Source organism: Marnyiella aurantia (genome assembly GCF_014041915.1).
Taxonomy (GTDB): domain Bacteria; phylum Bacteroidota; class Bacteroidia; order Flavobacteriales; family Weeksellaceae; genus Marnyiella; species Marnyiella aurantia.
Genome location: NZ_CP059472.1, coordinates 488,963 through 509,900, shown reverse-complemented (window position 1 = coordinate 509,900; position 20,938 = coordinate 488,963). Strand labels below are relative to the sequence as shown.

General features: G+C 43.5%; 21 protein-coding genes, 1 tRNA gene and 1 pseudogene. 5 read left to right on the top strand and 18 right to left on the bottom strand.

Annotated elements, in window-relative coordinates:
• Window positions 1-9 precede the first annotated feature (9 nt).
• From H1R16_RS02305 to H1R16_RS02285, 5 genes are all read right to left on the bottom strand, one after another.
• The gene (locus H1R16_RS02305) at window positions 10-3,585 is read right to left on the bottom strand and encodes a response regulator (protein ID WP_181885852.1); all 3,576 of its coding nucleotides are present in this window, start codon (window positions 3,583-3,585) and stop codon (window positions 10-12) included.
• Window positions 3,575-4,720, bottom strand: a complete 1,146-nt coding sequence (locus H1R16_RS02300) for a hybrid sensor histidine kinase/response regulator (protein ID WP_181885853.1) — start codon at window positions 4,718-4,720, stop codon at window positions 3,575-3,577. Before H1R16_RS02300 ends, H1R16_RS02305 begins: the two co-directional genes overlap by 11 nt.
• Before the next feature lie 152 nt (window positions 4,721-4,872).
• Window positions 4,873-5,760, bottom strand: a complete 888-nt coding sequence (gene prmC, locus H1R16_RS02295) for a peptide chain release factor N(5)-glutamine methyltransferase (RefSeq protein ID WP_181885854.1) — start codon at window positions 5,758-5,760, stop codon at window positions 4,873-4,875.
• Window positions 5,760-6,518: a peroxide stress protein YaaA gene (gene yaaA / locus H1R16_RS02290; protein ID WP_181885855.1), complete on the bottom strand. Its 759-nt coding sequence runs from the start codon at window positions 6,516-6,518 to the stop codon at window positions 5,760-5,762. Before yaaA ends, prmC begins: the two co-directional genes overlap by 1 nt.
• A 24-nt stretch (window positions 6,519-6,542) precedes the next feature.
• Window positions 6,543-7,154 (bottom strand): L-threonylcarbamoyladenylate synthase, encoded by a 612-nt coding sequence (locus H1R16_RS02285; protein WP_181885856.1) that lies wholly within the window; start codon window positions 7,152-7,154, stop codon window positions 6,543-6,545.
• Window positions 7,155-7,241: 87 nt separating this feature from the next.
• Between H1R16_RS02285 and H1R16_RS02280 the strand changes: the two genes are divergently transcribed.
• Window positions 7,242-7,314, top strand: a tRNA-Met gene (locus H1R16_RS02280).
• A 581-nt stretch (window positions 7,315-7,895) separates the two neighbouring features.
• On the opposite strand, the gene H1R16_RS02275 is transcribed toward H1R16_RS02280, so the two are convergent.
• The 13 genes and pseudogenes from H1R16_RS02275 to H1R16_RS02215 form a co-directional block, all read right to left on the bottom strand.
• Entirely contained in the window at window positions 7,896-8,612 is a 717-nt protein-coding gene (locus H1R16_RS02275; protein WP_181885857.1) for a DUF2071 domain-containing protein, read from the bottom strand.
• A 38-nt stretch (window positions 8,613-8,650) separates the two neighbouring features.
• A complete protein-coding gene (locus H1R16_RS02270) occupies window positions 8,651-9,130 on the bottom strand; it encodes a hypothetical protein (protein WP_228451029.1) in 480 nt (159 codons plus the stop codon).
• The gene (locus tag H1R16_RS02265) at window positions 9,109-9,513 is read right to left on the bottom strand and encodes a DUF1801 domain-containing protein (RefSeq protein WP_181885858.1); all 405 of its coding nucleotides are present in this window, start codon (window positions 9,511-9,513) and stop codon (window positions 9,109-9,111) included. Before H1R16_RS02265 ends, H1R16_RS02270 begins: the two co-directional genes overlap by 22 nt.
• A gap of 132 nt (window positions 9,514-9,645) precedes the next feature.
• Complete coding sequence (gene chrA, locus H1R16_RS02260; protein ID WP_181885859.1) at window positions 9,646-10,776, bottom strand: chromate efflux transporter; 1,131 nt, start codon at window positions 10,774-10,776, stop codon at window positions 9,646-9,648.
• Window positions 10,755-11,156, bottom strand: a pseudogene (locus tag H1R16_RS02255) (DoxX family protein). Before H1R16_RS02255 ends, chrA begins: the two are co-directional and overlap by 22 nt.
• Before the next feature lie 48 nt (window positions 11,157-11,204).
• Window positions 11,205-11,828 carry a class I SAM-dependent methyltransferase gene (locus tag H1R16_RS02250; RefSeq protein ID WP_181885860.1) on the bottom strand — a complete coding sequence of 208 codons (624 nt, stop codon included), beginning with the start codon at window positions 11,826-11,828 and terminating at the stop codon, window positions 11,205-11,207.
• A 242-nt stretch (window positions 11,829-12,070) separates the two neighbouring features.
• Window positions 12,071-12,376, bottom strand: coding sequence for a hypothetical protein (locus H1R16_RS02245; RefSeq protein ID WP_181885861.1), 306 nt, complete (start codon window positions 12,374-12,376; stop codon window positions 12,071-12,073).
• 145 nt (window positions 12,377-12,521) lie between these two features.
• A complete protein-coding gene (locus H1R16_RS02240; protein WP_181885862.1) occupies window positions 12,522-13,016 on the bottom strand; it encodes a DUF3592 domain-containing protein in 495 nt (164 codons plus the stop codon).
• A gap of 325 nt (window positions 13,017-13,341) precedes the next feature.
• Window positions 13,342-14,016 (bottom strand): hypothetical protein, encoded by a 675-nt coding sequence (locus tag H1R16_RS02235; protein ID WP_181885863.1) that lies wholly within the window; start codon window positions 14,014-14,016, stop codon window positions 13,342-13,344.
• Between the two features lie 4 nt (window positions 14,017-14,020).
• The gene (locus H1R16_RS02230) at window positions 14,021-14,527 is read right to left on the bottom strand and encodes an RNA polymerase sigma factor (RefSeq protein ID WP_181885864.1); all 507 of its coding nucleotides are present in this window, start codon (window positions 14,525-14,527) and stop codon (window positions 14,021-14,023) included.
• Window positions 14,527-15,582, bottom strand: coding sequence for an alpha/beta hydrolase (locus H1R16_RS02225; RefSeq protein WP_181885865.1), 1,056 nt, complete (start codon window positions 15,580-15,582; stop codon window positions 14,527-14,529). The genes H1R16_RS02230 and H1R16_RS02225 overlap by 1 nt, the downstream gene beginning before the upstream one ends.
• Before the next feature lie 466 nt (window positions 15,583-16,048).
• Window positions 16,049-16,750, bottom strand: coding sequence for a hypothetical protein (locus H1R16_RS02220; RefSeq protein WP_181885866.1), 702 nt, complete (start codon window positions 16,748-16,750; stop codon window positions 16,049-16,051).
• Between the two features lie 316 nt (window positions 16,751-17,066).
• Complete coding sequence (locus tag H1R16_RS02215) at window positions 17,067-17,693, bottom strand: hypothetical protein (RefSeq protein WP_182035776.1); 627 nt, start codon at window positions 17,691-17,693, stop codon at window positions 17,067-17,069.
• Between the two features lie 222 nt (window positions 17,694-17,915).
• Between H1R16_RS02215 and H1R16_RS02210 the strand changes: the two genes are divergently transcribed.
• The 4 genes from H1R16_RS02210 to H1R16_RS02195 all read left to right on the top strand — a co-directional run bounded on the left by H1R16_RS02210 (window position 17,916) and on the right by H1R16_RS02195 (window position 20,919).
• A complete protein-coding gene (locus H1R16_RS02210) occupies window positions 17,916-18,356 on the top strand; it encodes a hypothetical protein (protein WP_181885868.1) in 441 nt (146 codons plus the stop codon).
• A gap of 49 nt (window positions 18,357-18,405) precedes the next feature.
• Window positions 18,406-19,200, top strand: coding sequence for a thymidylate synthase (locus H1R16_RS02205; protein ID WP_181885869.1), 795 nt, complete (start codon window positions 18,406-18,408; stop codon window positions 19,198-19,200).
• 175 nt (window positions 19,201-19,375) lie between these two features.
• Window positions 19,376-20,695, top strand: a complete 1,320-nt coding sequence (locus H1R16_RS02200; protein ID WP_181885870.1) for a serine hydrolase domain-containing protein — start codon at window positions 19,376-19,378, stop codon at window positions 20,693-20,695.
• The gene (locus H1R16_RS02195) at window positions 20,692-20,919 is read left to right on the top strand and encodes a DUF4252 domain-containing protein (RefSeq protein ID WP_181885871.1); all 228 of its coding nucleotides are present in this window, start codon (window positions 20,692-20,694) and stop codon (window positions 20,917-20,919) included. The genes H1R16_RS02200 and H1R16_RS02195 overlap by 4 nt, the downstream gene beginning before the upstream one ends.
• Window positions 20,920-20,938: the final 19 nt, after the last annotated feature.

The window sequence follows — 20,938 nt, the reverse complement described above, 5'->3', positions numbered from 1 at the left end:
TGGGAATGGTTAAATTTTATCGTACAGCCATACCCTAAGGAGGGAAATAAGCTGGTCAATGTCTACAGGTTTTGAAATATAATCTGATGCGCCTACAGCGATGCACTTTTCGCGGTCGCCCATCATGGCTTTTGAAGTGACGGCCAGCACCGGCAGGTTTTTATACCTGGGTGTAGCCCGGATTTCGCGGATGCTTTCGTAACCGTCCATTTCCGGCATCATCATGTCCATGAGCACCACATCGATCTCCGGATTGTTCTCCAGCGACGTCAGCGCTTCTTTGCCGTCCATGGCTGGGATTACCTTCATGCCGTGTACTTCCAGCGCTTTGGTCAGCGAGAAAATGTTCCTTACATCATCATCAGCAATCAGCACGGTTCTGTCTTTCAGGATATTCCGGAGTTCACCGGAGTTTACGAAGCCTACCGCCCCCTCATGCTTCTTTTTGTTTTTCTCCTCTACCAGATGCAGGAAAAGACCGGCTTCATCCAGGATACGCTGGTAAGAATAGGCGGTTTTCACCACGATGGAATCTGCGTATTTCTTGATACGGCTTTCTTCGCCCTGCGACAGGTTTTTACCGGTGAACACGATGATAGGCAGCTGTTCCAGACCCTGGCTTTGCTTGATGGTCTCCAAAGTGTCATAAGCATTACGGTCCGGCACGCCCATGTCCAGGATCACGCAGTCTATTTCGCGCTTATGCAGCGCATCTATGCTGTCCGTCACATTGGAGGCGATATCGGTGCTGATGTTATTGGCGGAAAGAAAATAGCTGAGGGCTTTGGCATGCTGCTCATTCTCCTCTACGATCAGTACTTTCCGCGGTCCTTTGTTCAGCGCCTGCTCCAGTTTTTGGAAGATGTCCTGCATCTGTTCCAGTGCGAAAGGCTTGTTAATGAAATCCACGGCGCCGCGCAGCAGACTTTCCTGCTTGAACTTCATGGATGACATGATGTGCACGGGAATTGGCTTGGTTTCCGGATTGGCTTTCAGGGCTTCCATCACCTGCCAGCCGTCCATGACGGGCAGCTGTATATCCAGCAGGATGGCCAGAGGTTGGTAAAGCTGTGCCATTTCCAGACCGGCATCTCCCCGCACGGCTACTATACCTTTGTAGTTCTTGCTTCGTGCGTAGTCCAGTAAGATTTTGGCGAAAGGCGTATCATCTTCGATAATCAGGATTACCTTATCACCGGAGTTGATGATTTCTCTGTCGTCTTCTATCGGTTGTGGAATATGGGAAGCGATATACCTTTCGGGCTGCTCTGCCACAGGATGTGTGGCTTTAGCAACAGGCTGTTCATCACTTGCAGCAACAGCGGTGGCTTTTGTGGCATCTACAGGTACGGCCAGTGTAAATTCACTTCCCGAACCTTCTGTGCTTTCCAGCGAAATCGCACCGCCCAGCAGACGGGCAAGTTCACGGCTGATGGAGAGTCCGAGCCCGGTACCTCCGTACTTACGCTGCGTGGATCCGTCGGCCTGCTGGAAGGCTTCAAATACAAGACGCATCTTGTCCTGCGCAATCCCGATTCCGGTGTCTATGACTTTAAAACTGATGCTGTTCCCGGAAGCGTCGCCTAAGACTCTGAGTGTAATGCTTCCCTCCGAGGTAAACTTGATGGCATTGGACAAAAGGTTTTTCAGTATCTGCTCCAGTCTTAATTTATCGGTCTGGAGGGTTTCTGCCACCCGCTCATCAGTTTCGATGATGAGTTCAAGATTTTTCTCTTTAGCCAGCGGCGAGAAAAGCATCTTCATGTCATAAGTGATGTCTGCCAGCGGTACTTCCTCAATTTCGAGCGTCATCTTGCCCGATTCAATCTTGGAGAGATCCAGAATTTCGTCAATAAGAGTCAGTAAGCCCTGTCCTGAACTTTGCATTACCTCGGCATATTCCACGTACTGACCGTCCAGGTCGTCGCTTTCGGTCATCAGTTTGGAGAGCAGCAGGATAGAGTTAAGAGGAGTCCGGAGTTCGTGCGACATATTAGCCAGGAACTCAGATTTGTATTTGGTGCTCTGTTCCAGCTCAATGGACTTCTGCTGAATGTCTATATTACGCTGCTCGATAAGCAGGTTTTTTTCTTCAAGAAGAGCGGTCCTTTCTTCCAGTTCCTGATTGCTCTGCAGCAGTTCTTCCTGCTGAACACGCAGTTCCTCTTCAGAAGCCAGCAGTTTCTGAGACTGGGCTTCCAGTTCGGCGTTTATATTCTCCAGTTCAGAATGCTGTGCCTGCAGTTCTTCGGACTGAGCCTGGGTTTCTTCCAGCAGTTCCTGCAGTTTGATGCGGCTTTGCGCGCCATAGAAGGCAAGGCCTACATTTCCCGCCACAGCTTCCAGGAATTCCAGTTCCCGGGCGGTATATTGATGAGTGCTGCCCAGTTCCAGAACACCCAGAGGGATATTGTAACGTGTAACGGGCAGGGCTACGATATTTCGCGGACGGGCTGCACCGCTGGTATAGCTTATAGTTACAGCTTCGTCACTGATGTCCTGCACCAGTATTCTTTTTGAGGAACGGAATGCTTCACCTGCTGTTCCTTCACCCAATTTAATTGATCTTTTCAGATCTGCATCAGCCAGTGCAAAACTTCCTGCCAGATGCAGTAGATTGTTTTCGTGCAGATAAAGTGCTCCCACGCTGCTTCCCGTGTGGTCGGTAATGGTTTCAAGTATATCCGCGGCCAGTCTTTCCAGGCTCTTTTCGCCCATCATCCTGTCATTAAGCGTAGCCACCGCGCTGCTCAGCCATTCTTTTTCTTCAAGTGTATTAAAGGAATCCTTTAAAGAAGCAGCCATACGGTTAAGAGGCCCGGCTACATTGCCAAGGTTCATTTGTGCATTCGCATCGGACAGGATGTCATAGTCACCGTTAGAGATTTGAGCGGTAACTTTTTCAATGGCACGCAGGCGGTTTTCGGTTTCCTCGTTCTTATCTTCCAGTTCCTGGGTGAGTTTGGACTTTTCCATGAAATCCTGATTCACCTTACGGAAGAACACCAATGTGATTGTTATGGCCAGCAGGGCAGAAAGGATGATCAGCAGGGGAGTATAGGATGCGAACCTGTCCATATTCTCGGTACGCGACCGCAGTACATTCTGCTCCGCCGACTGCATCACAGAAACCATATTCCGGATCTCGTCCATATATTTCTTGCCTTCCAGCAGCTGTTCAGAGGAAACCGGATTATTACCGCGCTTATAGTTCAGGTTCCGGTCCAGGATTTGGATACGGATGTCAATACTGTTGCGGAGCTTCTCCATATTACGGCTCTGCTCCGCAGATCCTGTAAGCTGTACAGAAAGCGCGGTGATTGCTTCGTTTATCCTGTCCTTGGCACGGTTATATGGTTCCAGGAAACGGCTGTCGCCGGAAAGGAGATAGCCCCGCTGGCCCGTTTCAGCGTCTTTTACCAGTGAAAATACATGGTCCAGGTCCTTAATGTTCCTGTTGGTTTCGCGAACCATGCCTGAACTGTCGATAAGGTTTCTGATACTTATAAACGACGCTGCTGAACTCACCAGTAACAGGAGGAGCGAAAAGCCCAGCCCGAATAGGAGATTTTTTTTAAAACTCATGCTGATATTGGTTGATTAATTCCTTGCTTGGATGCAGGGGAATATAATAGAAGAATTCGGAACCTTCGCCCAAAGTGCTTTTTACACCTATAGTTCCATGATGGCGGTCAATAATTTCCTGACAGATATAGAGACCTATCCCGAGCCCCTGGAAGCGTTCTGAAGTTTCCTCAATTCGGTAAAATTTATCGAAAATCTTTTCCTGGTGCTCCTCGGACATGCCGATGCCGAAATCACGCACAGAAAAGTAAATCCGGTCATCCTCCAGATGATAGTTAATGTGTATTTCGTCTGTATCAGGCGCGTATTTGATGGCATTCGTAATGAAGTTTACGATCACCTGTTCCAGGCGCATCTCATCTCCGAAAATCTCACATTCTATACTCCCTTTTTTAATGATTTTTACGTGAGGATTAGACTGCTGCATAATCTCCACAATATGGTCTACCACTTCGTTAAAGGCAAAATACCTTTTGTTGAACTTAAGTTTTCCGCTTTCGATTTTGGAGATGTCCAGCAGGTCAGCAATAAGCAGGTTCAGTTTTTCCACCTGGTTTTGCACCTTCCTCAGCCTGGTCCTTATGGTTTCTTTGTCGTGCTTATCCAGACTGCGCTCAAGCAGCTGAATATATCCTTTGATACTGGTCATAGGCGTCTTGAGCTCATGGCTGGCGATGCTGATGAACTCGTCCTTTTTGCGTTCAGCCTCCTTGCGGAACTCAATTTCCTCGCGCAGAGCGTCCTGCATCTGGTTAAGCGCACGGCTTTGCTCGTAAATACGGTAAAAGGTCTTCACCTTCAGCAAAAGGATATTCATGTCCACCGGCTTGCTGATATAGTCCAGACCTCCGGAAGAGTAGCCTTTGGTGATTAGATTAACGTTGGCACTGGCGGCCGACAGGAAAATAATGGCAGTTTCTCTGGCTCTGCTGTAACCGGAGATGGCTTCTGCCACCTCAAACCCGTCCATGCCCGGCATCTGCACGTCCAGGATAATAAGGACATACGATTTCTTGAGTATTTTTTTTAATGCCTCTTCCCCGGATGATGCGGTGTCGACTTCAAAGTCGTTCTTCTCGAGTACCCTTTTTAGGGAGATTATGTTTTCCGGTGAATCATCGACGATCAGAATCATTATATAACTGCTGTTTTATTTAAAAAAGATATCAAAGATAATGTTTTTGAAATTAGCTGTCGGAATTTCAGGCTTTTCTCTAACTGAAAACCATGAAATGTAAATCTGATAAGGTGATCACAGAACAGAAAGACTGTATCGCCAGCTCCATTTCAGATAACCACGCGGATAAACCGGTCGTTTCCGGACAAATCTTTCAGCAGCTCGGCCGACGGAAATTCCTTAAAAAGCTCCAGGGTTTCCGGGCCCAGCTTCTGGTTGATTTCGAGCAGAATGATGCCCTGTTCAGCCAGATGATGCGCCGAATCTGCAGCAATTTTACGGTAGAAAATCAAAGCGTCTTCCACTGGTGAAAAGAGCGCCATTTTTGGTTCAAACTCTTTTACAGAATCGGCAATTTCATCAGCTTCATCCCGCCCGATATAAGGAGGATTGGAAATAATCAGGTCAAACTTTCCCTGAAGTTCAGAATTCAGGTAATCCATGTGGATGAAATTGATTTCCGTCTCATGCAGTACAGCGTTTCCTGCAGCGGTTTGCAGGGCGGCTTCAGAATAATCGACGGCATAAACCACCGCTTCGGGAAACTGCTTTTTTAATGTAATGGCAATGGCGCCACTGCCGGTTCCGATGTCAATGATTCTTAACTGATACTTGCCGGAAGTATTATCAATCTCAGAACGTACATTACTCCGTTCCGTAAGCAACTGAAGTTCAGCCACAGCAATCTCCATAAGTTCTTCGGTTTCAGGCCGTGGTATTAGTACGTTATTGTCCACAACGAAGTTTAAACCATAAAACAGGGCCTTGCCAAGAATTTGCTGGTAGGGTACTCCTGCTCTCAGCTGCCCTAAGGCATCTTTAAATCTCCCCTCAGTTTCAGTTTCCAGAGGGTTTTGCAGAGCCGCACGCAGCTGCAGGCGGTTCAGACCCAGCCATTCTTCAGAGAAAATTTCAAACAGAACTTCGGTTTCGGAAACGGAATATTGTTGCGAAAGCTCCTCTTGGAAATCAGATTTAATATCCTTTAGCGTACCCATCAACGCGTAAATACAAGTTTGGTGGCAGTGGACAGGTCATCATCAAGCCTGTATCCTTCCATATTAAAAGCTTTCACGTCGTTCAGTGTTTTTGCACGGGTTTCGGCACAGAAGCGCACCATCATACCGCGCGCATGTTTGGTGTACACTACGATGGTTTTCAGTTTACCGTCTTTAAGTTCGAAAAAATCAAAATCGATCACCGGTGCCTTGAGTTTTTTGCGGTCGAGAGCTTTCACATATTCCGAACTGGCCAGATTGAGGATGATGTCTCTGGAAGTCAGCTCGCTGTTAAGTTGTTCGGTCAGTTTTTCACGCCAAAACTCATAAAGATTCTTATAATGTTCAAATTCAAACTTGCGGCCCATTTCCAGACGGTACAGCATGATCTTATCCGAGGGTTTCAGCAGACCGTAAAGTCCGGAGAGAATCCTGTAATTCTTCTGCAGGTATTTCAGAGAATCGCTGTCCATCGTTCGTGCATCCAGACCCCGGTATACTTCGCCGGTAAACGCAAAAATGGCCTGCGCTGACTCTTTTTTAGAGGGTTTTGGATTCCAGTTTTGGTTCCGCTCCCAGTTTTCATCGGCAAGTTTCTGCGAAATCTCCATGAGTTCTGACAGATATTTGGGTGATTTTTCCTTCAGATAGGAGTGGATATTAGCGGCATCTTCAATGAATGTTGGAGTAGTAGATTTCAGCGGACTGACAGCCGGTTCTACGGTCATAAGCTTGGCCGGTGAGGTGATGATTTTCATTAATGTCTTTCTTGTAAGATTGAATTACAGTTCTCCTTTTCCCTGGCGGATCAGTTCCGGCTCACCGCTGGTAAGGTCTACCACCGTAGAGGCCATATTATCACCGTAGCCACTGTCAATGACCAGATCTACAAAGCTGTCATACTTTTCAGCAATCAGTTCGGGATCGGTGGAATATTCCAGGACTTCATCATCATCCTTAATTGACGTAGATGCAATAGGGTGACCCAGTTTTTCCACAATCAGCTGCGTGATGGCATGGTCCGGCACGCGGATCCCGACGGTTTTATTGCCTTTATAGGCCAGTGGCAGACTTTTATTGGCCTCAAGAATAAAGGTGAAGGGCCCGGGAATCTTGCTTTTCAGGAAGCGGAAAACAGCCGTGTCTATTGGTTTTGTAAAATTGGAAAGATGGCTCAGGTCGTTGCAGATAATTGAAAAGTGCGCCTTCTCGAGCTTTATTTTTTTCAGCTGTGCCAATTTTTCCATGGCACGGATGTCAAAAATATTACAGCCAAGCGCATAAACCGTATCGGAAGGGTAGATGATGAGTCCGCCGTTCTTCAGCACGGTAACTACCTCATTTATTACGTTATCCTGTGGATTGTCGGGGTGTATTCGCAGAATTTTTGCCATATACAAAGTTACTGAATTAAGCTGAGAATGTAAATTCCCGTAATTAATTTTGAAATCTGAAAAAAAGTTGTATATTTGCAGTCATATCGCGGGGTAGAGCAGTAGGTAGCTCGTCGGGCTCATAACCCGGAGGTCGCACGTTCGAGTCGTGTCCCCGCTACTAAGCAAAGAGAATCACAAAAGTGGTTCTCTTCTTTGTTATGGATCCCGCAGATTTCATAGATTTCGCGAATTCTTAACTGTGCATTTCTGTGTAATCTGTTTAAATATATTTTCCCGCACGGATCTCACGGATTTCACAGATTGTTTTTGTTTAGTGCCCGCTGATATCGCTGATATCGCTGATTTATTATCTGTGCAAATCTGTGTAATCTGTTTAAATATATTTTCACGCACGGATCTCACGAATTTCACGGATTTTTTTGTTATGTTCTCGTAGATGCCGCAGATTTCGAAGATTCTTATCTGTGTAAATCTGTGTTATCTGTGTGATGTAATCAAGCGCGGATTCAAAAATCTTAAGGCTTTTATTCCCCCGCAGATGCCGCAGATGCCGCAGATTTCGCAGATTCTTATCGGTGCGAACTGTGTAATCTGTGTGCTGTAATCTTGCGCGGTCATAAACTATCTTTATTGCTTATCTCCCGCGGATGGCGCAGATTTCGCTGATTTTTATCTGTGCGAATCTGTGCCCTTACTTTTCGCACGGATTTTACATATTTATATGAGTTAAGTGCAAACCTACCGGGTAGTTCCCTTCACGCTGTGCCACTCATGCTCGATATTCGTCATAAGTAATGCGTTATCAAAACGTACTGAACCTTCAGGGAATATTTCTTTGTTTTCAAAAACACTTGATTTCACTTTGTGAACCTTTAATGGCTGCACTTCCCATTTGTAAGTGTGCAGGCGTAGTCCCTGGAACTTAATGCCGTAAGGTGAATATCCCAATTCTCCTTTTTTTAAAAATTCAGAAGCATCTTCAATAGTATCGAAAATAGATTTTTCACTGAATGAGTGTGTTACTGAAGCATTGACAGACACCTCTGTACCATCAGAACTTTTGAAAGCAACATTATAATCTTGCAATACTTCATGAACGTTGAATTTTGCCTGATGATGTTCGCCTGGAAAAATCCTTCCGCCCACAATGGTATTTAGTATAAGTGAGGTGTCCCTGCGTGGAATATAAACACCAGATTTTGTGAGCCCGTTGTCATCCCATTCCACAGCGATTCTATGCGCGCCATTCTCCGAGTTGACGCCCATAAAATTATAAAACCCTTTGGGTTTAATGTGCTTCAGCCGGATTAAACAGATTCCGACAATTGCTCTGTCCTTATACGGTTTTGGCCGAAAAGGATAAGGTAAAATCTTTTGTACTGCTTCTGGGTCCGCGGAATAGTTCACTAAAATCCGACGGTCAATGTAGCCGTGAATGGTTGGTATTTTAAACATTAATTTATTTTTTTTGGGAAATCGTTTTTAAAATTATTCTATATTCCATCGAATATGCCGGCAACAAATTGCCCCAGACCATCTGCGGCTAAGCCGAACACTTCTCCAAAATCCAACCATGATGCGTCAATTTCCATATTTTCAAATATTTGATATCCATCGCTAATAGAAAGGCCGTTCAACATCTCGGATTTCATCTCCGCATAGTCGCAATGCTCGCCTGTGGCTTCGTGATGCCGGTCAAAATCTTCATGTGACGAAAAGGTGCTCATGCCCCAGCAGGAAAAATCCAGACCTTCGTACCACTTGCTCTTTTTATGCGCCTTTTCCACTTCCTCGGTTTTGTAATACATCTTAGTGCCATACTCTCTGACCAGAATTTGACCAATATCTGTCAAATACTCTTTTTTATCAGCAGGTGCTGCCGGGCAATTTGTACTCATAGTTGTGATTTTTCTTTCATTTTTTGTCATCAAATTTTTGTCTAAGCGTTGCTCTATTCTTCCGCCGCAATCCATTCAATAATGATTTCCAGAAGTTCTGCCTGGCTATCTTCAATCTCATGCAGATTTCGAAAGGTCATTATGGCGCGGTCATTTTCCCTCCAGTCAAGTAAATTGCTTTTATGAGCGATAAGTCTTTGTTCAGGTTGCTCCTTTTTTTTGGCACCGCGGTGAAAAATTAACTGAACAGGTCGAGTGGGAGGCTGGATTTTCATTGTAATGCGGTCTTCACCACCCACGCTGTAATTGGGTCCGTTCCACTTGATGTTCTCGGTGAGCGATCTGCTGGCAAACAGGATTATGTTCCGTAACTGATCAATACCAGCTCTGGAAGGATGGTGCATCTGATCCAGGAATGTGGTGACTTCTTCGTTCAGGTTAATGTTTCCGTAGGACATAGCGTATTGTTTTTCTGAATGACGTCGCCTGCAAAAAAAAGCCTCGTCATCCCGGTTTGCGTTAGATAAATGTAGCAATAATCCAGCTTGGCCAGGTTAATTTACATTTTACCGGGAATAAAAGTGCAGCAGTCATATTAACGTGAGCAGATATCCCAATAGTGAACCCCCTAATACGACAAAGGCGCTGTTAAGTTTACGGTAACCAAAAGCCACAAGAATGCTAACTATGGCAATCAGAATGGTGCGCCATCCGGCAATGGTTTCGGCGGCCATGTCTATACACACCGCCGCAATAAGTGCAACTGAGGCAACATTAACCGCGCCCAGAAAGGCTGGGAAAAGCCGGGATCCGCGCATGTATCTTACCACAGGACCAATGAGTGCCACAAATACAAAAGACGGCAGGAAAATGGCCAGGGTAGATACAATGGCGCCGGTAAGGCCATTGATCTGATAGCCGATAAAGGTAACCGAAGAAAAGACCGGTCCCGGCGTAAACTGGCCAACAGCTATGGCATCAATAAGCTGCTGGCGGCTGAGTAGTCCGGTAGCTACAAGCTCAGTGTCCAGGAATGCAAAAAGTACGTAACCACTGCCGTAAAGTACAGCGCCTATCTTCAGGAAAATCCAGAACAGACTGGTATTGGTAGCAGAAAGAAACGTCGTTGACGGAACCGCCAACAAGCTCAAAGGAATCAGACTCTGAAAGCCCTTCTTACCGCCGTCCTGCAGCCAGGCCAATAAAAGGGCAGTAAATCCCGCGCCAAACATCAGATAGATTTCGCTAATGCCTGCCAGCGCTCCGGCCAGGACTGTAAGGCCTATTATAGTGAGTTGCAAAGATTTGAGCGAGGTGCGGGCCAATGGAAAAACGGCACCCAGGATAATAGCGATAATAGCGGGTTTTATACCGTAGATAAAAGGCTGTACGGCCGGAACCTGCCCGTATTGTTTGTAGAGCCAGGCAAATATTCCTGTGATCAGGACGGCGGGCAGGATAAAGCAGAGTCCGGCCAGGAGCAATCCCTTCCAACCACCCTTTTCGTGACCGATGTGTATGGCCAGTTCTGTGCTGTTGGGCCCCGGAATGAGGTTGGTGGCGCCTACGAGGTCCAAGAAGTGTGCTTCGGAGAACCATTTTCTTTTTGTGACTACTTCTTCCCGCATCATCGCTATATGTGCGGCGGGACCCCCGAAACCGATGAATCCCAGTTTCAGGAAGACGGCGGCAATTTCTCTCAGTATTCTTTTGTCGTCCATTCCGTAGTTATCATTTTATCCAGGGACCAGCGTCCAGCGCCTTTCATCAACAAAAAAATACTGCCCAACAGCATGGCCCAGTCGGTTCTGGCGGCATGCGCCATCTCCCAAAAACCCTTGTCCGCCAGGATTTCCATTTTTGTGCTGGTCAGAGCGACCACCATAATGATCATCAGCGGAACGGTAGCGATTCTTGTAAGCAACCCGAGCAAAATTAACAATCCACAAAGGATTTCCAGTCAGCCCACCAGATTTCCCAGGAATTCCGGCTCCGGCAGGCCGATTTTCTTAAACCTGCCGGCACCACGCACACCGGGAAAAAGGAATTTCTGCAGACCTTCGGACAGGAAAACGGCGCCCACCATCAGACGGATCAGCATGGTAGTGGGAGATTGGTCGGTGTAAATAAGTCGTCTAAACATCTGATTTTAAATGGTTTTCCGAAAACTGCAGAAGACAAAATTCTGTACAGTATCGAACGGTGTCGTGTGATCGGCCGTAAAGCAGCTGATTTTCTCAAAACCATCATGAAAAACTTCCGACAGGGATTCCGCAGTATACTGCCTGATCTCTATTCCGCTGCATTTTTTGGGACCCAGTTCAGAAAATGTCCCGATTACCATGATACCGCCGGGATTTATGTTCTCGTGTGCTGTTTTTACATATTTATTGATTTCATCTTGGTCGGTCAGGAAATGAAATGCCGCCCTGTCGTGCCAAAAATCATACTTCACGGTCGGATTGAAATCCGAAACGTCCGCAACAAGCCACTTTACCTTATCAGCCTGTTCGCCCAGCCGCTGTTTTGCCCGGTATACTGCCGCCTCAGAAATATCAAGTACTGTAATATCCTCATACCCCAGCGTGAGCAGATGGTCGGGCAGCAGGCTGTCGCCGCCGCCAATGTCAATTACTTTTGCAGTTTGGGGCACATTATACTGTTTGAAGAAATCCAGTGAAGTATCCGGTTTTGGCTGAAACCAGCTAACGTCTTTCAGTTCCTTAGTCTGGTAAATGTTTTCCCAGTGTTTTTTTCTGTCAAAATTTTCCATAATTCTTCCTTTGATAGGTGTACTAAGAACTGCGCATATTCCTGATTAAACGGACAGTATGCCGCACCAGGCAATTGCGGTTGTCTAAAATAGAAAAACAGCCTTAGAAATAGGGTATCGGCATAAATAATTATGGTCCTGAAGGAGGTTAAATTTGATAAACAGGCACTAATCTTCTTATAACTACCCCAAGCCAGGCAATAGAATAGAAATATTTGCTTGTGTCTTGTCTTTCTGCTTTATCACATTAGCGTAAACAAATACCAAAAAGCAAGCAGGAAAGAACTTACTGCCAACAGTTTGTATATCAGGTGCTGCTGCTTCAGGAAAATCCAGCCGGCGGCTGAGCAGGCAAGCACAAAGAAGAAAGTGGAAAGTTTTGAGTTGAAAAAGGGTTGCAGAAAATTGGGGAAGTGGTTGATATAAGCTTCCCTAAGTTCCGGAAAATCACCCTGATAATTTTTCTTCCAAAAGATAATCCAGTCCAGCAGCACCGATACAGCACCGATGAAGAAAACAAAAGCCGGAAAAAGGTAATTTTTGTTCATGACATATGATCAGGTGCAATTTTAGTATAGACTACCAAAAAAGCTTCCGAAGGTGAGCCTGTCCAGAGCGCAGCGAAGGAACTGACGGGCTTTCATTGTTGGCTTTTCAAGATCGACGAAAGCTTAGTTATTATCTGCAGTTGTTTTATTTGTTATTAAAATTCATTTCTATAATTTCTAAAAAGCCAAGTGTTCCTATTATTGCAAAAAGAGCACCCACTAAAATTAAGATAATTATTCCCATAGCATTTATACCTTTTTGATCAGCAATCAAGAATTCTTCAGGATTTTCAGGATTATAATTTATCTCGATTGGTTTTTTAATGTATTTTTTGAATGTTCTAAATTTATTGATATCACTAGAAACGTAAAAATATGGTTCGGTTTCAATTGTTTTTCCATTTTTTGTAGAAAAATTTATTGTTGGAGTTTGATAACCTTTTTGTCCTCTTGTATATTTTATAACTTTTCCAGTTGTTACAATTCCATAATTTTTCACAATTCTGAAAACTCGATAATAATCAATTCCAGCATAAAAAATAACAGAACCCAATATGATAAAACAAAAAGTAGGTTTCACAAACATACAAATTGCAAAAACTCCTATAATGTAATACCAATATTTTTTTAAAAATTTCATTTGTTTATGGAACTTTTAGGACAATTGCAGATAATGACCGCCCGGCTTTGTCGCCGTTTCGGGGAGGAGCCAAAGGCTCCGCACCGGAATGCGTCAAAGGCGGCAGTTGGGAAAGCGTCGTGCGAATGCAACGATGGTTTCCCGACTGACGGCGGAGCCGGGCGGTCATTGGGAAAAATCGTCCCAAAGGGCGATTTTTCCCAACGGTTGCGAGCAGGAATAGTTGCCGATGAAAGCGAACCGCGTACTGTCGGCAAGATAAAACATTGTTCGTGAAAACAAAGCTCCAACTACCTGAAAACTCGGCAATTATTTTTGCTTGCTGTTAGGTGCTGGCGTTCTTGTCGGTCTTATATTCTTCTACCTGTTCCAATAATTCTATTGACTTCATCAATGGTGTCCATTCCTTTCCATTAAAAATGAGCTTAAACCACTTTTTATTCCTATTCTCGTATTTAATATTGAAGAATAACCAAATGGCAACATAAGTGAATAAAACAGTAGCTATTACCGTCATTGCCCATTGCAATAAATTCCAATCTGTGAGCATTGTTTCGTGCCACCAAAAGGTGGTCCAGACAGGAAGCTGTAAAAAAAGGATACGTGTAACCCATAACGTTGATATTTTCAGGCCTGCCAATTTTTTCTGTGTTTTCAAAATCGGGTCAGTTATATCCACTTGGTAAATTGTAATTAACTGATAGAGATAAATCCATAATGCAATAGCTGTAAGCAAAATTTGAATGGTAGCCGAAAAAAGAAAAAACTTATTGGCTTCTGAAAAGGCATAAAAGTATATATGACTAAGAATAATTGCCCCTAATCCAACCCAAATGATGCCAACCAACAGCGTAAATATTTTAATAGGTTTCATAGACCCTAAAAAATTATGAACCGTTATCCGGGTTATGTCTTCTGTGTTTTTACTGTTTATCACAAAACTTTCTTCCAATTTTTCATTGGTTGTTTGCCAAAGCTTTTTTAATTCCAATTCGTTCATTTCTTTATGATGTTAATTGTGAAAACCGTGTTTTTAATTTGTCCTTGATGCGTCCTATTTTCGTTCCTACGTTACTTACGGATAGTCCTAATATTTCCGAAATTTCAGCGTGGCTTTTGTCTTCCAAATACAATATCATCAGGGCTTTGTCTATCTCTTTTAGTTCGCTGATAAATTGCTCTAATACCTTCAGTTGTTGTTCCGTTTCCGCTTTGTCTTCAGTTGGTATTTCTGTCATTTGCTCGTTCAGTACCGTAAATCTGTTTGCTCTTGTTGTGCTTTTCCGATAAAACGAAATAGCTGCATTCAGAGAAATACGGTACAACCACGTTGATATTTTAAACTGGTCATTGTATTTGTGAACGGATTGCCATATCTGTATCATCATTTCCTGTATCAAATCCTGTCGGTTGTTTTCGTTTCGGCAATACACACGGGCAACCTTGAACAAAATGCCTTTGTGCTGTTCAATGATTTCCTGAAAAAATTGCTGTTGCTCCTGTTTATTCATTATAGCTTTGAAAACCAATCTTTGATAAAAATAAAAGATTGTGCGTTATGTTTTACACCATTGTGTGAAGCTTTATCAATTATCTGAAATTCTCCATTACTGTTTTCAAAAATGACTTTTTTAGTAGCTTCTGATGAAAAAACTTCGTCTTCGCTACCCATTACAACAAGCATTGGTTTATTTACTGCTTTCAACCCTGCCACATAGTCATCAGGTGTCATACTTTTATTTGCTCGATAGCTATATTTTCTCAAAGGAACAGCTTCAGGCAAATTGAAAAACAGTACAGGTAAGCTGTCATAATCGTGATTGCCAATTTCATTCAGCATAGTCAAGCCAATTATTCGCTCAATATGGATTTTCATAAATGGCTCTTCGGCTATGTTTTCGGAGGCTTGTCCTTGCTGGAATGCAGGTGAGTTATGCCCAATAAGCGGTGCGAAAAGTAAAAAGCCATCAGGTTGTTCGTATTGCTTTTCCATTACATAGCGTAAAGCCACACCGCCACCCATAGAATGACCTGCAATAATGATTTTTCCATTTGCTTTTTCTTTGCGGATTATCTTTATGATGTCTGCCAAATCATCCACATATTGGTTGATATAATCCACATCACCGCTATTACCTTCCGATTGTCCGTGGCCCCTTAAATCTATGGCATAAATTTCCGCTGGGGTTGCTTCCTGTAAAAGTCCTGCCGTTTTGTTATACAGATAAGCACTGCTTCCCACTCCGTGAATAAGTACGATTGTATTTTCAGACCGATTGGGAAACCTGTAAGTAGAAATCTGCTTGTTATCTCTTACGGTAAAAGAGCGGATTTCAGATTTGTAAAGCTGCTCAAATCCCATATCTGCAATTAATGCAGGGTCTGGTTCGGGTTGTTGGTCTGTAGGCTTAAATGTCGGTTCAGGTATATGAATTAGTTTTGTAGCATCATTTGTCAAACTGTCTTTGTTGCCACCGAAATACAAATCCAACATACTTTGAGCGGAAACAGAAGTACTCCCTAAAAAAAGGAAAGTTAGAAAAGCATGAATTTTAAAATTCTTCATTTTGCGATTTTTTAGTAAAACTTGTTTCTCTAATTATTCGCAAGCCTTTTCAAAAAATCACAGTTGTCAGGAAGTTTTTTAATTTTTTAGATTGTCAGATAAGGTTGTTTGGTTTTTTCGTCAGTTTGTTTTTAGCACGGTCGTCAGTTACGCTTGCACCTAATGACCGCCCGGCTTTGTCGTCGTTTCGGGGAGGAGCTCAAAGGCTCTGCACCAGAATGCGTCAAAGGCGGCAGTTGGGAAACGGCGTGCGAATGCAACGATGGTTTCCAGACTGGTGGCGGAGCCGGGTAGTCATTGGGAAAAATCGTCCCAAAGGGCGATTTTTCCCAACGTTTTGCGACTACAAGAAGTTGGCGATTTCGGAGACGGAAACTGTCTGCTAACGCTGAAATTGAAACGAAGCACAATGCTTCATTTAAGCACTGAACCGTCAATTTCTTGTAGGTGCTGTTATAAGCTGTTTTTATTCGTTTTTCCATTCTCTTTTTGTCCGTGAATAACCCAAAATATCTGCACCGTTCCCAAAACTTCTTATTATCAAAGTGTCTCTCGTAATGGCGATAATTTTATTCTTGTACCTTATTGTTGAGTCGCTGTCTTGCAAAATAAGTGTGTCATTATCCAAGAAATAATTACTATAAAGAACGCTGTCAATATGATTGTCTATAAAAAGTGTCTTCTCATCAAACTTTAACGTGTGATACATTGTCCACTTATTAAGATACCAATTTCCTTTAATGTCTGCTGTTGTAATTTGTTTTGTTGCACAAAATTGTTCTTTGGGAATTTTCCAATATTTTGAAACTATGTTTATGTCTTGATTTAACTTGAAATAAGTTGCTGTTGTATTGTCGTCCTTGAATTTTTCAAAAACCTGACCGTTTGTCCGGTAGCTTATGAGTTGCCCGTCTTTAAGTCGAATTTTTATTACATAACAACTGTAAAATTTGGTTACTTCTTCTTTTTTGTCAGCGAAGTCTGTTAGAAATTCTAGTATTAATTTATCGTCAAGTTTTATGCTGTCAACTCTGTCTCCAATGTATGGGTGAGTGGTCTTAATGAGTGCAACACTTTCAACATTGTCTGGATTGATTTTGTTTGTCCGTTTACAAGTTGTGACTAAAAGAAGTGCTAAAATATATGTTGTTAATTGTCGTATTGTCATGTCGTTCTAAAATAGCTTACAATGACCGCCCGGCTTTGTCGTCGTTTCGGGGAGGAGCCCAAAGGCTCCGCGCCGGAATGGGTTAAAGCCGGCAGTTGGGAAAGCGTCGTGCGAATGCAACGATGGTTTCCCGACTGGCGGCGGAGCCGGGCGACTTTTGCCAACGGTTGCGAGCAGGAATAGTTGCCGATGAAAGCGAACCGCGTACTGTCGGCAAGATAAAATATTCTTCGTGAAAACAAAGCTCCAACTACCTGAAAACTCGGCAATTATTTTTGCTTGCTGTTACCAAACGTAGCAATATACCTTTTATAATCTACTCTTGAAGCAGCTCTTTAGGAATGAATTTTTCTAAGAGTGTTTTTATTTGTGGATTATCAACTAGTGCGAATTTCCAAACTTTTAAATCTGCCGATTTGGCGACAACCATTTTGGGGACGTTAATTTTGAAAAATCCAGTTGTCTCATTATAATTTACATTATTTTTTCCATATTTACTATGAAATGTAGCTGAGAGCATTTCAACGTAATTTTGTTCTTCTTCTGTTGATCGCTTAGGTTCGCCCGGGTCTTGTTTAAATTTCATTTCAATTGCAGAAATAGTATGGAGACGGATATAATGCGACCCATCAATAATCTTTAACGGTTCCACTTTCGTAATCAAAGGTAAACCTGCTTTGAATTCAATTGACGACATATTAAAGACCGATTCCATCAAGCTTTTCATTTGTTCTCGTGGAATAATATCAAATAAGTCTTCGTTTGTATAGTTAAGGGCTTCATCGATTTTCTGATCAATGACTAATTGGCTATATTCAAGAAATTGTTGTTGGACGACATTTTCTACAGTTTGGGAATTCGCCGTTGTAAATACTAGAAATGAAATTAAAAAGAGAAGTTTCTTCACTGTAAAATTTTTTGTTGCTGTTTGTTGAATGTGCATTTGAATTCGTTTGGTCGGCTATGTTTGGTAACTTGTATATATGTATCACAAAATCATACATATACAACCGCCAGGCGGGAGATAGGTATCACAAACGTCATACTTTTCATTCAAATATATACAATTAACTGCATACGGAAGATACTTATAATGCCCGGCAATCATTCCCAGGACTTTAAAAAATCCTTAAATTGCCCTCCACAGCCACTATTTTCATAACTTATGGACAAAACCCAACTCGTAAACACCGTAAAAGAACGCTTGGCAGCGAAGGCAGAAACGCTGAAAGGGCTGATTTCCCAAACGCAGGAATCCAACTCGGAGACAAAAAGTTCCATGGGCGATAAGTACGAGACCAGCCGCGAGATGATCGCCCAGGAAATCCGCAACCTGCAGCGGCAGCTCAGCGAGGTTCATAACCAGATGGATGCACTTGTTAAGCTAAACTCTGCACCCTCAAAATCAGTGGAGTTGGGCGCCTTGGTGGAAACCGGTGCAGGGATATTTTATATTTCGGCACCGGTAGGCCAGCTGGAAGTTGATGGGAAAAAAATTATGACACTTTCGCCCGAAGCGCCGCTGGTAAAGGCCATGCAGGGTTGCAGATCCGGCGATACATTTTCACTCAATAACAGCACTCAAAAGGTTGTTGGTATCGATTGAAATTCCGTATTTTTGAGGTTTTCTACAGTCTAATATTCTATTCCTCCTCATGCGTAACTACCAGGATCTTCTTCAGCATATCATCGACCACGGAACCGACAAAACTGACCGTACCCGTACAGGTACGCGAAGTGTTTTTGGCTATCAGCTCCGCTATGACCTTAGCAAAGGCTTCCCGCTGGTGACCACCAAAAAGGTGCATCTGAAATCGATTATCTATGAACTGCTGTGGTTCCTGAAAGGCGATACCAATACTAAATACCTCACGGACAACGGTGTTTCCATCTGGAACGAGTGGGCGGATGAAAATGGCGACCTGGGCCCTGTATACGGCGCGCAGTGGCGCAGCTGGACCGGTGCCGACGGTAAAGTGGTGGACCAAATCAGCGAGGTGATTGACCAGATAAAAAAGAATCCGGACTCCCGCCGGCTTATCGTTTCTGCCTGGAATGTTTCCGAAATCCCGAATATGGCGCTTGCGCCCTGCCACGCCTTGTTTCAGTTCTATGTAGCCGACGGTAAGCTGTCGCTTCAGCTATATCAGCGCAGTGCCGATGTGTTTTTGGGCGTTCCCTTCAATATCGCCAGCTATGCTTTGCTGCAAATGATGGTGGCGCAGGTTTGCGGCCTGGAGGTCGGGGAGTATGTACACACATTTGGCGATGTACACATCTACAACAACCATTTTGAACAGGTAAATAAACAGCTTTCGCGCACGCCACGCACTCTGCCCGTTATGAAGCTTAACCCCGACGTTAAGGATATCTTCAGTTTTGATTTTGAGGATTTTACACTGGAGAATTACGATCCCTATCCGGGCATTAAAGCTCCGGTAGCTATTTAAGCACGTATAAACAACTCGCGGGTGTCCAGTTGTTATATCATTCCCTGACAGGGTTTGATAAAGTTTGACCTGTTTATTCAATACATAATTGTTTCATCGTAGATTTTTTCAGAATTTTTGTTTGTAACTTAAGGTATATCTTACAGACTAATATTCTACATCAAAAATCCACATTATGAACAAACTTGCCACACTTTCAGCGGTCTTAGCCTTTTCAGCGGTCTTTGCGCAGAGTTTCAATACTCAGAAGATGAACAGTTTTATGCAGGCTCTGGACCAGAACCGCAAATTTATGGGAACTGTTGCCGTAGCAGAAAACGGAAAGACTGTTTACAGTAACGCATTCGGGTATGCTGATGTGGAGAATAAGGTTAAGAATACACCTGAAACCAAATTCAGGATCGGTTCCATCAGTAAAACCTTTACCTCTGCTTTGGTCATGAAGGCGGTGGAAGAGAACAAGCTGAAACTTGACGATAAACTTTCCAAATATTACCCTCAAATAAAGAATGCCGATAAAATTACTCTGGAACATCTGCTGAATCACCGGAGCGGTATTCATAACGTTACCGCGTTGCCTGATTATCTGACCTGGAACAGTAAAGCAATTACACCAAAAGATATGGTGGCCAAAATCAGTGCAGCCGGCAGTGACTTTGAACCAGGCAAAACAATGAGTTACAGCAATTCCAACTATGTTCTGCTGAGTTACATTCTTGAGAGCACCTACGGAAAGAGCTATGCTAAATTGCTTGAAGAGAAAATTACAAAGCCGCTTGGCCTTAGCAATACGTATTTCGGCAAAACCATAAATCCTTCCGATAAGGAAGCCTTCTCTTACGTGTTTGCTGAAAATTTTGTTAAAGATGCCGAGACAGATATGTCAGTACCAACCGGCGCAGGCGCTGTGGTATCCACTACCGGTGACCTGCTGACTTTTGCAACAGCACTGTTCAACGGAAAAGTTGTTTCCGCGACAAGCCTGGAGAAAATGATGAAAATGACAGACGGTTATGGCTATGGTCTTTTCTCTGTTCCGTTTAACGGTCTTACGGGTTATGGTCATACTGGTGGTATCGACGGTTTTACTTCTGCGCTGTATCACTTCCCGCAGAATAAGACGACTTACGTAATGCTGTCTAACGGCAGCGCCTTCGACAATAACAGGATCGCCATCGCCGCATTAAGTGCTGCAACCGGAAAAGATTTTGATATCCCCACATTTAAATCAGTTGCCGTGAAGGCGGAAGACCTGAGCAAACTTACAGGTACCTATTCTTCAACCCAAATTCCGCTGAAAATTGATGTCCGTACCAGAGACGGGAAACTGTTGGCCCAGGCTACCGGTCAGGGTGAATTTGCTTTGGAAGCCCAAAGCGCGACGGTTTTTACGTTTGAAGCTGCCGGAATTGAACTTCAGTTTGATCCGTCCAAAAATGAAATGATCCTGGTACAGTCCGGCATGAAAATCCCCTTTACAAAAGATAAGAAATGAAATACCTGAAAGTAATTCCAGACGGGAATACCGATACTGATAAACTTCAGGAGGTACTTCTGAACATAAAAGGTGTTAAAGTCGTTGAAACAGTAGATGAGGAAAATCCTGAGAGTGAGCTGAAAAAAGCATTCAACAAAAGTAAGGAGCAGCTTAAGAAAGGAGAGTATGAAAATATTGTAAATGATATTTTCGATATCCTGATCAATCCTAAAACAAAATAAATCCAACCCAATTTTTTTA

Coding starts and splice junctions, on each gene's coding strand:
- chrA (WP_181885859.1), bottom strand. CDS start 10,776: ATGGACGACAAAAGAATACTGAGAGAAATTGCCGCCGTCTTCCTGAAA.
- H1R16_RS02195 (WP_181885871.1), top strand. CDS start 20,692: ATGAAATACCTGAAAGTAATTCCAGACGGGAATACCGATACTGATAAA.
- H1R16_RS02220 (WP_181885866.1), bottom strand. CDS start 16,750: ATGACAATACGACAATTAACAACATATATTTTAGCACTTCTTTTAGTC.
- H1R16_RS02235 (WP_181885863.1), bottom strand. CDS start 14,016: ATGAACGAATTGGAATTAAAAAAGCTTTGGCAAACAACCAATGAAAAA.
- H1R16_RS02200 (WP_181885870.1), top strand. CDS start 19,376: ATGAACAAACTTGCCACACTTTCAGCGGTCTTAGCCTTTTCAGCGGTC.
- H1R16_RS02305 (WP_181885852.1), bottom strand. CDS start 3,585: ATGAGTTTTAAAAAAAATCTCCTATTCGGGCTGGGCTTTTCGCTCCTC.
- prmC (WP_181885854.1), bottom strand. CDS start 5,760: ATGGGTACGCTAAAGGATATTAAATCTGATTTCCAAGAGGAGCTTTCG.
- H1R16_RS02225 (WP_181885865.1), bottom strand. CDS start 15,582: ATGAAGAATTTTAAAATTCATGCTTTTCTAACTTTCCTTTTTTTAGGG.
- H1R16_RS02215 (WP_182035776.1), bottom strand. CDS start 17,693: ATGCACATTCAACAAACAGCAACAAAAAATTTTACAGTGAAGAAACTT.
- H1R16_RS02245 (WP_181885861.1), bottom strand. CDS start 12,376: ATGAACAAAAATTACCTTTTTCCGGCTTTTGTTTTCTTCATCGGTGCT.
- H1R16_RS02240 (WP_181885862.1), bottom strand. CDS start 13,016: ATGAAATTTTTAAAAAAATATTGGTATTACATTATAGGAGTTTTTGCA.
- H1R16_RS02265 (WP_181885858.1), bottom strand. CDS start 9,513: ATGTCCTACGGAAACATTAACCTGAACGAAGAAGTCACCACATTCCTG.
- H1R16_RS02210 (WP_181885868.1), top strand. CDS start 17,916: ATGGACAAAACCCAACTCGTAAACACCGTAAAAGAACGCTTGGCAGCG.
- H1R16_RS02230 (WP_181885864.1), bottom strand. CDS start 14,527: ATGAATAAACAGGAGCAACAGCAATTTTTTCAGGAAATCATTGAACAG.
- yaaA (WP_181885855.1), bottom strand. CDS start 6,518: ATGAAAATCATCACCTCACCGGCCAAGCTTATGACCGTAGAACCGGCT.
- H1R16_RS02285 (WP_181885856.1), bottom strand. CDS start 7,154: ATGGCAAAAATTCTGCGAATACACCCCGACAATCCACAGGATAACGTA.
- H1R16_RS02275 (WP_181885857.1), bottom strand. CDS start 8,612: ATGTTTAAAATACCAACCATTCACGGCTACATTGACCGTCGGATTTTA.
- H1R16_RS02270 (WP_228451029.1), bottom strand. CDS start 9,130: ATGGATTGCGGCGGAAGAATAGAGCAACGCTTAGACAAAAATTTGATG.
- H1R16_RS02205 (WP_181885869.1), top strand. CDS start 18,406: ATGCGTAACTACCAGGATCTTCTTCAGCATATCATCGACCACGGAACC.
- H1R16_RS02300 (WP_181885853.1), bottom strand. CDS start 4,720: ATGATTCTGATCGTCGATGATTCACCGGAAAACATAATCTCCCTAAAA.
- H1R16_RS02250 (WP_181885860.1), bottom strand. CDS start 11,828: ATGGAAAATTTTGACAGAAAAAAACACTGGGAAAACATTTACCAGACT.